General features: G+C 58.9%; 11 protein-coding genes. 6 read left to right on the top strand and 5 right to left on the bottom strand.

The features are described 5' to 3' along the window. Window positions 1-25 precede the first annotated feature (25 nt). Complete coding sequence (locus QMK47_RS15800) at window positions 26-790, bottom strand: ABC transporter substrate-binding protein (protein ID WP_320388702.1); 765 nt, start codon at window positions 788-790, stop codon at window positions 26-28. Between the two features lie 447 nt (window positions 791-1,237). Between QMK47_RS15800 and QMK47_RS15795 the strand changes: the two genes are divergently transcribed. Then, a complete protein-coding gene (locus QMK47_RS15795) occupies window positions 1,238-3,175 on the top strand; it encodes a GGDEF domain-containing protein (protein ID WP_258688190.1) in 1,938 nt (645 codons plus the stop codon). Between the two features lie 34 nt (window positions 3,176-3,209). Here QMK47_RS15795 and QMK47_RS15790 read toward each other — a convergent pair whose 3' ends face one another. Next, window positions 3,210-4,097, bottom strand: coding sequence for a LysR substrate-binding domain-containing protein (locus QMK47_RS15790; protein WP_253475158.1), 888 nt, complete (start codon window positions 4,095-4,097; stop codon window positions 3,210-3,212). Window positions 4,098-4,198: 101 nt separating this feature from the next. Here QMK47_RS15790 and QMK47_RS15785 point away from each other — a divergent pair, with 101 nt between their 5' ends. Continuing rightward, window positions 4,199-4,624 (top strand): VOC family protein, encoded by a 426-nt coding sequence (locus QMK47_RS15785; RefSeq protein WP_018601473.1) that lies wholly within the window; start codon window positions 4,199-4,201, stop codon window positions 4,622-4,624. Between the two features lie 37 nt (window positions 4,625-4,661). Here QMK47_RS15785 and QMK47_RS15780 read toward each other — a convergent pair whose 3' ends face one another. After that, entirely contained in the window at window positions 4,662-5,600 is a 939-nt protein-coding gene (locus QMK47_RS15780; RefSeq protein ID WP_253475153.1) for an AraC family transcriptional regulator, read from the bottom strand. Window positions 5,601-5,718: 118 nt separating this feature from the next. On the opposite strand from QMK47_RS15780, the gene QMK47_RS15775 reads away from it, so the two are divergent. The 4 genes from QMK47_RS15775 (at window position 5,719) to QMK47_RS15760 (ending at window position 9,688) form a co-directional block, all read left to right on the top strand. Continuing rightward, entirely contained in the window at window positions 5,719-6,597 is an 879-nt protein-coding gene (locus QMK47_RS15775) for an NAD(P)H-binding protein (protein ID WP_053180084.1), read from the top strand. A 197-nt stretch (window positions 6,598-6,794) separates the two neighbouring features. Next, window positions 6,795-7,415, top strand: coding sequence for a TetR/AcrR family transcriptional regulator (locus QMK47_RS15770; RefSeq protein WP_003202289.1), 621 nt, complete (start codon window positions 6,795-6,797; stop codon window positions 7,413-7,415). A 170-nt stretch (window positions 7,416-7,585) separates the two neighbouring features. Continuing rightward, window positions 7,586-8,365 (top strand): thioesterase family protein, encoded by a 780-nt coding sequence (locus QMK47_RS15765; RefSeq protein WP_320388700.1) that lies wholly within the window; start codon window positions 7,586-7,588, stop codon window positions 8,363-8,365. 51 nt (window positions 8,366-8,416) lie between these two features. Beyond that, window positions 8,417-9,688, top strand: a complete 1,272-nt coding sequence (locus tag QMK47_RS15760; RefSeq protein ID WP_320388698.1) for an OmpP1/FadL family transporter — start codon at window positions 8,417-8,419, stop codon at window positions 9,686-9,688. 67 nt (window positions 9,689-9,755) lie between these two features. Here the strand turns inward: QMK47_RS15760 and QMK47_RS15755 are convergent, their stop codons facing one another. Together QMK47_RS15755 and QMK47_RS15750 are read right to left on the bottom strand one after the other, a co-directional pair. Further along, window positions 9,756-10,541, bottom strand: a complete 786-nt coding sequence (locus QMK47_RS15755) for an SDR family oxidoreductase (protein WP_320388696.1) — start codon at window positions 10,539-10,541, stop codon at window positions 9,756-9,758. Between the two features lie 63 nt (window positions 10,542-10,604). Further along, window positions 10,605-12,065 (bottom strand): efflux transporter outer membrane subunit, encoded by a 1,461-nt coding sequence (locus QMK47_RS15750; protein WP_253475141.1) that lies wholly within the window; start codon window positions 12,063-12,065, stop codon window positions 10,605-10,607. Window positions 12,066-12,177 lie beyond the last annotated feature (112 nt).

Genomic DNA, 12,177 nt, shown 5'->3' with positions numbered 1-12,177 from the left:
GGTCGCCGGGTGACCTGGCTCAAGCCTAGTCCGGCAAATAAACATCATGGACCCGCTTGACTGTCCCATCCGCGCGAAGCGCTTCAACCGCTTCGCGCAAATCCTCGACCATTTTTGGCGAGCATTGCTTCGAGCAGGCCAGGTAAAGGTCAGCGCTGCTGCCGACCTTGCTCATGAGCAGTTTGCGCTTGGACACCTTCGGCCAGATGTACAGACTCTCCGGCACGCCGTTGAACCAGGCATCGATACGCCCCATCAACAGCATTTGGGCGGGGTTGTCGCCAATGGCCAGCGGATAGATCTGTTCATCGCTGAACCCTTCGGTGCGCAGGATATCTTCCTGTGCGCTGCCCAGGCCGACGCCGATCTTGCGGTAGGTTTCCTTCGCTTGGGCGAAGCTGCTCACGCGCCGCTCAAGGCTGAAAAAAGCGCGCTCCATGGGCATGATCGAGGCGATCCAGGTGAAGCGATCCTCGCGGGTGGGGATGCGCGAGAGGGGTGTGATCAAGTGGTCGTGTTCTTCACTGACGTGCTTTTGTGCCCTGGCCCAGGGGAGCACATGGATTTTCACGGCGTACCCGGCCTTGGTCATGGCTGCCACGGCGACATCGCCGACGATTCCGTGGCCCCTGGGGTCGTCGACGAATGTCAGCGGCGGTGCGTCGAGGATATGCAGTTCTATCTCCAAGGGTTCACCGCGTGCGTTGCTGACAACCAACAGCGGTAACAGCAGACAAAGCCTGGATAGCGCTCTGGTGGGTGCATTCAAGACGCGTTTGCTCGGGCTCATGATCGATACTTCAGGCATGGAAAAGTGGGGGCGTCATTCTACGAGGCGGCGCCGGGAGCAGCGTGCTGCTGGCCGATTTTATGTGATGCGGCGCATCCCGCGCGGGTTCGCCGCAGTCGTTTATCTGGACACGTCAGTCTGTTGCATTGGCCTGACCGCGTGTCTCTGAAGGTATAGATCATCCCGTCGATAAAAACCTTGAGTCGATACCGGATCAAGGCGGTTAATTCAAAGGCCGTTAGCACCCATGCGGATGATTGGAATGTCCACCCACTTTATTTATCGACAAACCGCTCAAGTAACGGAGCAACGGGTCCGTTACATATTGAGAGGGGGTAAATCTCTGGCCCTCGGCAGTAACCCAGTTTTACCGATCAAGCGTCATCGCCCTATGCATAAAAGGGGGATCGCAGGTTTCGGTGCGGGGTCAGTAAAGGAAGTTGATAGATGGTGCAAGAATCCCCTGAGGTCGTATCCCGTAAGAACTCGCTCACCACGCGCGCACTGCGTCTTGCCATATTCCGCATTGGCTTGGTGTCGTTGAGCGCGGGGGCGATTTCCTATTATGTCAACTCGACCTCGATCGAAAGAGAGGTGACCGGGCAGTTGCTGTTGTCTACCGAGCAGTCCTTGCAGCGCGAAGCCTTGCCGTTTCGTGAAATCAAGGATCTGCAACAGAACTTTCTCAATGAGTTCAAGGAAATCCTGTCTCGCCCTGGCATGCAAGCCAGGCTGGTGAACGACTTCCAGCAGATATTCTACCGTCACGAAGACGGCTCCTATACGCAGCGCCCTCAGCTGTTCGAAGGCCAGCCGTTGGCCGACGGGCGCCGCTTTGCCGAGATGTCTGCGACCTACGCGCCTGACATCGCGCCCAACGACGACACCAAGGCGCGTTTTGCCCTGTCCTACATCCTGTCCCACAAGTACGGTTCCAGCACCAAGGGCCGTCTATTCAATTTCTACGGTGTGGTGCCCGAAAAAGGCTTCCCCATCTATCAGGACGCCGACATCGCCAAGGTATTCACCTACTCGGGGCCCGAAGCCCTCAAGCTGGAAACCTATGAGTTCTATGAGCGCGGATTCGGCACGCCCGGCAACGACACACTGTTTACCCGCATGTATTGGGATTTCTCCAACAATGCCTGGATGACGACCATCGCCACGCCCGATGTGGCCGATGGGTCCGGCAAGCACCGTATCCTGGCGTGTGTCGATGTGCTGCTTGATGAGCTGATGAAACGTACCGCCAAACCCGCCATGCACGGTGCGTATAGCACACTGTTCATCGCCAATGATGAAGGCACGCTGATCTACCATCCGGGCGTCATGGAACAGGTCAAGAGCAGCGAGGGCAAGGCATCCATCCAGTCGCTCAAGATGGCTCAATACTACCCGTTGCTCGAAGCCGTTCCCGCGCTGGCGCCTGGCCAGGCGCGGATCGTCCAGACCCAAGACGACATCGTCGCGATAGGCCTCATTGCCGATACGCCTTGGGCGCTGGCTGTCCATTACCCGCGCAAGCTGATGACCCCGGCGGTGCTGGATAACCTGGCGATCGTGGTTATTCTTGGGCTGCTGACCCTGTTGGTGGAAATCTTCATCTTGCGTTCCATTCTGCAAAAACAGGTGGCGGCGCCGCTGTTCCGCTTGATCCAGGCGGCGCGACTCCTTGGGATAAGCAAGGAGCGCCTGCGTGCCCAGCAGTTGCCAACCCACTCCTCTGACGAAATCGGTGAGTTGGCCCGCGCCTTTGCCAAAATGGTCGAGCGGGTCCAGGACGCCCATGAACATCTGGAACTCAAGGTGCAGGGCCGCACCGCCGAACTCGAAAAAGCCAATCGACAATTGTATGAGCTGAGCAACACCGACGGCTTGACCGGTATTGCCAATCGTCGCTATTTCGATGAAGTGCTGCACAGTGAATGGCGGCGCAGCTTGCGTGCAGGCACCGTGCTGTCACTGATGCTGATCGACGTCGACTATTTCAAGAAATATAACGACCACTACGGGCATCAGGCGGGTGACGACTGCTTGCGCAGGGTCGCCCAGGCACTGAAGACCCATGCCCAGCGGGCGGGTGATCGGCTGGCGCGTTACGGCGGCGAGGAATTTGTGCTCATCACCAGCACCAGCACGGGGATCGACAAGGCCTTGGAGCATGCCCAGGCCATTTGCCAAGCGACGCAAGACCTGGCACTGCCCCACGAAATGTCACCGTTCGGCATGGTGACCGTGAGTATTGGCCTGGCAGTGATGGCGTTCATCAAGGAGGGGACGGCAGACGAACTGCTCAAGCAGGCCGATCAAGCCCTTTACAGTGCCAAGGAGCGGGGCCGCAATCAGGTGGTATTGGCCGATAGCTTCGTGAGGAAGATTGTTTGAAGGAAGTGCGCCACGCGTTCTTTTGCGGACAGGACTATGGGATGAGCCCAACGTCGGCCTGGGCTTGCGCCGCTATCAGTTGCACCAGTATCTCCGCCGGTTCGGCAAGGCTTGGTCGAGTTCGATGGACGAGCCCGACATCACGGTGGAAGGTGTGCTCCGCGAGGTCGAGGGCACGTACACCCTCAGGCCATTTGCGGTGGGTCGCGGTTTGCGGCACCAGGGCCACACCGACGCCGTTTCCAACCAGCTTGATGATGGCCTCCAGTTCATCCAGCTCGCTGACTTCATGCAAGGCGAAATGCATCTTGCGCAGGAAACGGTCCACCTGCCGGCCGCCGAATGACGCCCGGTCATAACGAATGAAGGGTTGGCTGCCAAGCAGTTCGGCCCAGTCGTCTCCGGGGAGCGCGCTCGGAACGATCAGTCGATACGGCTCCAGCGCCAGCGTCATCCAGCGCAGATCGCTTTGCAGCGAGAAAGGCGGGCGGATGATGGCGGCCATGTCGATTTCGCCGGCATCCACCAGGTTGATCAACTCCATCGACACGCCGGGAAGGACCCGCGTGCGGCACTGCGGACATTGCTGGTGAAACCTGGCGAGCGCGTCTGGCAGGAAGGAGCGCTGCACCGAAGCGATAGCGCCAATGTTCACCAGGACGCTGGGGGCAAGCCCGGCAGGGCTCGCGCCAAGATTGTCGTAAAGGCGCAACAATTCCTGGGCTTGCAAGAGTATTTGATGGCCCATCCGATTGAGATGAGCCGAGCGTCCCTTGCGGTCGAAAATCTCGAAGCCAAGCTCGGCCTCCAGACGCTGGATCTGCGCGCTGACCGCCGCCTGGGTGAGGCCGATTTTATTGCCTGCGGCAGCGAAAGTACCTTCCCGTGCTACGGCGATAAGGGTCTTGAGTTCTTTGATCATTCACAAATATTAATTGTGTTACTGAGAGAAATATATTGTTTTTCTTGTTTTTATCCCGGCCTTACGATGGCCCGGTCCTTACAAAAGCAACAGGAGCCATGATGAGCCTTTCTCCCTTCCATCTCGCAATCCCAGTTTATGATCTTCCAGGCGCTCGGGCCTTTTATGGCGAGGTGTTTGGGTTGCAAGAGGGCCGCTCCAGCGCCCACTGGGTCGACTTCAACTTCTACGGTCATCAGTTGGTTATTCATGAACAGCCGAAGACCGCTTCCCAAGAGAGTGTCCACAGCAACCCGGTAGATGGGCACGACGTGCCGGTGCCTCACTTCGGCATCATTCTGGGTTGGCAGGAGTGGGAGGCGCTGGCCGAGCGGCTGAAATCCTTTGGCACCGAGTTTGTGATCGAGCCTTACATACGTTTCAAAGGGCAGGTGGGGGAGCAGGCCACGATGTTTCTGTTCGATCCTTGCGGTAATGCGCTGGAATTCAAGGCGTTCAAGGATATGAGCCAGCTTTTCGCGAAATGATCAAAACAAAGGCACGATGGTGTTGTGCCTTTTGATGTCAAGGGAGCAGCTGATTCTGCGCGGGGTTTGCCATTCGTGCCGCGTAGAGCCGGGGCGAACACCCCATGATGCGTTTGAAAGCGGTGCTGAACGCGCTGTCCGACTCATAACCGAGTGACAAGGCGATGGATGATATCGAGTCGTTGGCATTCAACAACTTGTCCGCCGCCAGCAGCATTCGCCAACGTCCCAGGTATTCCATGGGTGAGGTGCCGACCTTCGCCTTGAACCTGAGAGCAAAGCTGGACCGCGATAGTCCGGCGCGCTTGGCTAATGCCTGCAACGTCCAGCGATGGGAGGGTTGACTATGCATGGCTTCGATCGCGGTCCCGATGGTTCTATCGGCCAAGGCGTAAAACCAACCGACATGCTCTGTTGCTCCTTGCGCGAGGTGCGCTCGCAGGGCCTGAATCAGCATGATGTGCGCCAGGTGCTTGACGAGTAATGAACCTCCCGGTTGGTTTTCGCGCAATTCGTATCGCATCCGCTCCAGTGACCAGCGCAGATCGGCCTGCGCCGAGCTGTTGCGAATGTGCACGATAGGCGGGAGCTGGCCCATGAGGAACTGGGCATGTTCGGCGGCTAACGTAAAACGACTGCCGGCAAGAAAACAATCGCCACCGCCGTTGTAGGTCACGATGCCGTCGGCACGAGTCGCAGGAAAGAGGTTGCTGGCATCGACGGTGGGCAAGGCGAGATCGCTAGCCAGGCGAAACCGTCGTCCCCCTGCGGGTATCAGGAAGCAATCGCCGGTCTCCAGCCTTATAGGCTCGGGAATGCCGTCCATGACCAGCCAGCACCGGCCGGAAATAACGGCATTGAATTTGTTGGCGTCAAAGGTGCTGAACTGAATTGCCCATTCTCCGCCAGCGTCCAACCCCGCGGAGGAGTAACTGTGTGGCCTGAAGAGCGAGAGGAGGTCTGAAAGCGGATCCATGGGCATTCCGGACGATGGCAAAGAAACTTGGGACGCTGGAGCATAGATCGTATCGATCCACGCGACTACTGTGTGCGCACTCAGGCCTGTTGATACGGCCTGTCGAATGGAGTGCATCATGATAGTTGTCACCGCCCCAACCAGTAATATTGGTAGCCAGGTGCTTGAACGGCTTCTCGCTGAACGTGCGTCGGTTCGTGTGATAGCCCGCGATCCTTCGCGGCTGCCCGCGCATACCCTGGAGCGCGTCGAAGTCGTTGCGGGTTCTCACAGCGATGACGAGGTTGTCGATCGTGCTTTTCGAGGCGCCGACTCGGTGTTCTGGCTGGTTCCCCCTGATCCTCGTGCGCTCAGTGTCGAGGCGGCTTACCTGGACTTCAGCCAGGCGGCTTGTCGCGCGATCAAGCGCCATGCTGTCGGACATGTTGTCGGTGTCTCCGGCCTGGGGCGCGGGGTTGCAGGTAATGCCGGCCTGGTGTCAGCCTCTCTGGCGATGGATGATCTCATCGCCAGCACAGGGGTAAATTATCGTGCACTGGCGATGCCGACGTTCATGGACAACATCCTGCGCCATGTTGACTCCATCAGAGACGCGGGGGTGTTTTACTCGCCAGTGTCAGGGGATCTGAAACTGCCCACCTGCGCCACTCGCGACATCGCCGCCGTTGCTGCCAAGCTGTTGATGGACCGAGACTGGACCGGTTACGACGACGTGCCCGTACTGGGTCCTGAGGACGTGTCGTTCAATGACATGGCGCAAATCATTTCCGAGGTGCTGGGCAAACCTGTGCGTTTCCAGCAAGTGGCCTACAACGATTTCAAGGATGGCTTGCTGGGGGCTGGCATGTCGCCCGCAATGGCGCAGGGTGTGCTGGATATGATGGTCGCGAAGAACAATGGACTCGATAAGGCTCAATTGCGAACGCCTCAATCGACCACGCCGACTCATTTCCGTCAGTGGTGCGAGGAGGTGCTCAAGCCTGCGGTACTGCGTTGAATGTTTCGGCCTCTGTCGTTGCATCCTCTCCAATATCGAAATAAGGCTCTCAGCGATAGGTATCGGTCTGGCCAGAGGCTAGATGGGAAAATAGGCAAATACATGCGAATGCCATTCATGAGTCTTGAGCGGTTTATGACTAAATTACAATTTGGTCACGGATTGTCAACCCTCCTCAGGATGCGTAAGCTGCTCCCATGAACCAGCCCTCAATACCTTCGCCCAGCACTCGCGGCCCCGCCGATCACGACATTCGAAACCAGATTGTCGCGGCGGCCAACGAGCATTTCAGTCAATACGGCTATGGCAAGACCACGGTGTCCGACCTGGCCAAGGCCATCGGGTTCTCCAAGGCCTACATCTACAAGTTCTTCGACTCCAAGCAGGCGATTGGCGAGGCCATCTGTAGCCAGTGCCTGGCAGAAATCGTCGCGGCGGTGGAGCAGGCCATCAGCGAAGACGGGCTTTCAGCGACGGAGCGTTTTCGCCGCCTGGTCAAGGCCCTGATCACCACAGGCGTAAATCTGTTTTTCAATGATCGCAAGCTCTATGACATTGCGGCGTTTTCCGCGTCGGAGCAATGGCCCAGTTCGCAAGTCTATAACGCTCGGATCAAGAGTTTCGTGTTGCAAATCGTGCGCGAGGGACGGGAACTGGGCGAGTTCGAACGCAAGACGCCACTGGACGAAACCGTAGACGCGATCCATCTGGCGCTGCGGCCTTTCGTCAATCCCTTGCTGCTGCAGTACAGCCTCGATTACGTCGAGGTTGCCCCAACGCTCACCTGCAACCTGATCTTGCGCAGCCTCATGCCTTGAGCTGTGGCTGAAGATTGCACCCAGGCCATCGCAGGCGACGCCTTTACCCATCCGATTCACCTCTTGCTCCAGCGGCTGATGGTCGCCTTTATTTATCCAGTTCGTGACTATTGACACAAATGGTCACATGAATAAATATGACGCATCTGCTCTTAGCCTGGGGCGTCGGTATGACGAGCTTTGCCAAACTGCTGCAGCAATTCGATCCAGACGCCCCCTTTGTTTCTCCGCCCAACTGGCAGCAAGGTCGTACCATCTTTGGCGGGCTTTCAGCGGCGTTGTCGTTGCAGGCGGTCTTGCGGGAACGTCCGGCGGACTTCCCTGCGTTCAAGTCCGCCCAGGTGTCGTTCATCGCCCCGGTGACACAGGCCCAGACGTTCGATGTAAGCGTGTTGCGCCAAGGGCGATCAGTCACCTCGGTATCAGTCGACTGTCTGTCGGGTGATGACCTGGCGTTGCGCACGATCCTGCTGTTCGCCCAGCCCCGGGCGAGCAGGATTGCGCACGACTCCTGGGGCCGGCCGTTTGTGGCGGGACCGTCCCACTACGCCACCCTGGCGCTGGACAGCAAGATTGCTCCGGCTTGCGCCTATAACTTCGAGATGCGTCCTGCGGGCGGTTCGCTGCCGGTGTCCGGTGCTGAAAGTCCCGAATTATTGATGTGGGTACGCCATCTGGATGCCCAGGGCGTGGACCCGGCCGTTGCCCTGATTGCACTGGCTGACAGCTTGCCGCCGGCCGCCATGACCTGTTTCACCGAACCCGCCGCTATCAGCTCCGCGTCCTGGATGATTGACCTGCCGCAGCCAGCCGCTGTCGGCGAATGGTTTCTTGTCAGCTCTTTCAGCCAGCAGGCACTGGAAGGGTACTCGCTACAGGACATGGAAATATGGGACGAAAGCGGCCGCCGCGTGCTTTGGGCGCGCCAGACGGTGGCGATTTTTACCTAGTCCAAACAACCCAGGCTGCAGCCCCCAGAGTTCCAATCCAGAGTCCCAATAATGAAAAAAATAATACTCAAGGCCCCCGTGGGCCTCGTCGTTGCGTTCGCCACTTCTCATGCGCTTGCAAGCGGTTTTGCCCTCAATGAACAGAGCATCAGCGGGATGGGATCGGGGTTTGCCGGTCGCTCGTCCTCGGCCGAGGACGCGAGCACCGTCTTCGGCAACCCCGCGGGCATGTCTCGTCTGAAATCAGAGCAGGTGAGCCTGGGGGCGGCGACGCTCTTCGCGAAGAATGACATCAGCCAGACCCGCAGTACCTTTGGCGGCCAGGAGGACGGCGACGTCGTGCCCACGACCACCGTACCCATGGGTTACTACGTCAAGCCCATCGATGAACATTGGGCGTTCGGCGTGGGTTTCTATGTGCCGTTCGGCCTGATTACCGATTACGGCAGCGACTTTGCCGGGCGCTATTACGGCAACAAAAGCGAGGTCACGACGCTCACGTTCCAGCCCACCATCAGCTATGCCTTCAATGACAGGGTTTCGATCGGGTTCGGTCCGACGGTCAACCGTATCAGTGGCGAGATAACCGGCACAGTGCCCAACCCACTGAGTCCGGGTCGCAATGATGGAAAACTCAAAAGCAACGGCGACGATACGGCCCTTGGTTTCAATGCCGGAGTGCTGGTGCAGGCGACGGATCGAACCCGTGTGGGCTTGACCTACCATTCCAAGGTCAGCTACCACCTGGACGCCAAGACCAAGGTCAGTAACGGCATCTTCAGTGTGATAGGGCTTAGCGGGCGCAGCTATGATGCTTCACTGGATGTGGACACCCCGGAGTCCGTGGACTTCTCGGTGACGCACCAGCTCGACAACGACTGGACCCTGTACGCGGGCAGCACCTGGACACGCTGGAGTCGCTTCAAGGAGCTGACCATCGAGAATACGGGCTTGCCACCTTTATTGAGCGGTGCGCTGGGCACCATTACCGAAGAGCAGAACTGGCACGACACGTGGGCTCACGCCATTGGCACGGCGTATCAGTTGAACAGCCAGTGGGTGTTACGCGCAGGCTTCTCGGTCGACCAGTCGCCCGCCAACAACACCAACCGTGGGCCACGGATTCCTACTGGCGACCGAAAAATCGTCAGTTTCGGCGCCGGCTGGACGCCAGTGGACAACGTCACGATCGACGTCGCTTATTCCTATCTGTGGGAGGAGAGCGTACGGGTCAACGAAACCTCGCCAGCCCGAGGTGCCTACAGCTCCAAGTACAGGAACAGTGCGAGCGGCCTGGGTACTTCCGTTAGCTATCGCTTCTGATCGAGTGCCGCTTTACCGGCCGGGAGTATAGGCTGACTCCCGGCTTTCAGAGCGCTTCGCCATCCTTTCAGGCTCCCATGATGCGTGCCATGAGACCTTGGTGAAACCGACGCGGCGTGGCCCAGGTCAGGACGGTCATTGCCTTGTTGCCAAAGCCCGGCACGACACTCAATCGTCCGGCTTGCAGTGCTCGAATGCCTGCGCGGACCACGGGTTGTGGCTGCATCATGACCATTTTCAAGGCTGGCGTAATCGTTTGCCTGGCGCTTTGCGCAAACCCTGTATCCGACATCCCTGGACAAAGTGCCGTCACGATGACGCCGTCGCTTTTGAGTTCACGATGCAACGCATCAGAGAAGCGCAGCACGTAAGCTTTAGCGGCAGAGTAAACGGCAAAATTCTTCACGCCTTGAAAAGACAGCAGGCTGGCGACCATCAGGATGTGTCCACGCTTGCGGACTCGCATGTCTGCCGCGAAGACGTGAGTCAGGGCCGTCAGGCTGGCGATATCCAGATCAATCATGGCCAGGGAACGATCCAGAGGCTGATCCAGAAAAGGCCCTTGCAGTCCATGTCCCGCATTGTTGATGAGCACATCGACCACTATTTTTCGCTCGCTCAGACGCTTATGCAGTTCGATGACCGCGGGGATCGACGACAGGTCTACTTGCTCGACGATCACATCAATGGCGAAGCGTTCGCGCAACTGAGCGGATAACGCTTCGAGCTTATCCAGCCTGCGCGCTACCAGGACGAGCGATTTCCCTTGTGCTGCGTATTGCCGGGCAAACTCTTCGCCAAATCCGCTTGAGGCGCCAGTGATGAGCACCCAGGAGCGTTCGTTCGGTTTCATGTCGTTGGTCTCTGGTTGTGAGCTGAAGGAGAAGGGCTGCAAGCGTTGGGTGATTTGGTCAACTCAGCGAGTCGCCACCGGCTGGGCCTCAGGAGGCTGCCAGCCACCACCGAGCGCCCTGAATGCGGCCACCGCCGCCCGTGCCGATTCTGTGCGTGCTTGCGCCCGTGCATCGGAGACTTGCAGCAGCGTCGCATCGGCATTCAGGACATCGATCAGGCTGGCTGTGCCTTTCTGATAGGCAATGAATGACGATTGGCGGGCCTGCGTCAGCGAGGTTTCGCCCTGGGTGAGGGTGCTCGCCTGGGATTCTCGATTCACCAGCGCGGAGAAGGCGTTCTCGACGTCCTCGGTGGCGCGCAATGCGGACTGGCGGTAAGCCGCCAGTGCTTCGGCTTCCTGGCCCTTGGCCTGATCGATTTGCGCATTGATGCGGCCAAAGTCGAAGAGTCTCCAGCGCAGGCCCAGAGCGCCAACCGCCTGGCTGGCGTCGCCGGTGAACAGGTTGCCCGCGGAAACCGCTGTGGCACTGCCCAGCAACGCACTGAGGGAGAATTTCGGGTAGTACTCAGCGACGGCTTCGCCAATACGCGCATTGGAGGCGGCAAGACGGCGCTCGGCCACGATCAGGTCTGGTCGGCGGCGCAGCAGGTCAGCGGGGGTGCCCATGGTCGTTATCTGTGGCGCCAGAGGGATGCTTCGTCCGTTCGCCAGTTGCGTGCGATGGGTGCCGGGCGACGTGCCAAGCATGACATCCAACGCATTCATGGCAGCGTCCAGGCCGGTCTGCAGCACGGGCACCGTCGCCTGGACCTGTGACAGGGCGCCCTCGACCTGATGAACCTGATAGCTGGCCGCAAGGCCCTTGCTGTAGAGCAGTTGGGCTTTCTCCAACAGATCCTGCTGCGTCTTGACTTGTCGATTGGCGATGTCCAGCCGCGCCTGCAACCCGCGGGCAGTGATGTAGAGATCGGCGGTCTGCGCGGCAACGACCAGTCGTGTCGCCGCGACGCCTGCCTCGCTAGCTTGGTATTGGGCCAATGCGGCCTCGCGTCCACGGCGCAGGCCGCCAAAGAGGTCGATTTCCCAGCTGGCCCCCACGTTAAGTTCGTAAGCGTTCCCGTACCGGTCGTATCCGGGCGTCGAGTTCAGCACTTGGCCAAGGGGTGTTTCCACGGATTGGTATGAGCGGGCGGCCTGGCCGCTGATGTTTCCAGAGGGCAATAACGCGGCATTTGCAGCACCCAGGCCTGCCCGTGCCTGGGTGACACGGGCCGAAGCCTGCGCCAGGTCCAGGTTCTGCTCAAGTGCCTGGGCAATCAGGTCGCTGAGCACTGGGTCAGCAAAGCCTTCCCACCACGTGACGAGGCTGGCCGATGTCGCTGCGGACCTCTGCTCGACAGACGCCTGGCCCAGGTAACGATGCGCCAGCGCAGCGTCCGGACGCTGGTAGTCCGGACCGACCGTGCAACCTGTCATCAAGCTGAAGCTCACCAGCAAAGCGGCGGGGTGGAGGGGCGACATTGAGACTCCTGGAGCCATGGATGGTTTGTGACCATATTATATTGTGGTCACAATCTGTCAATGAACACTCATAGGACGCAGCGGCAATATGATCTGTTAATCGGCAAGCATT

Origin of the sequence: Pseudomonas sp. P9_35 (assembly GCF_034008205.1) — a bacterium.
Classification (GTDB): Bacteria; Pseudomonadota; Gammaproteobacteria; order Pseudomonadales; family Pseudomonadaceae; genus Aquipseudomonas; species Aquipseudomonas kilonensis.
Note: the sequence above shows the minus strand (reverse complement) of the source record. Positions and strands in the feature narration are given on the sequence as shown.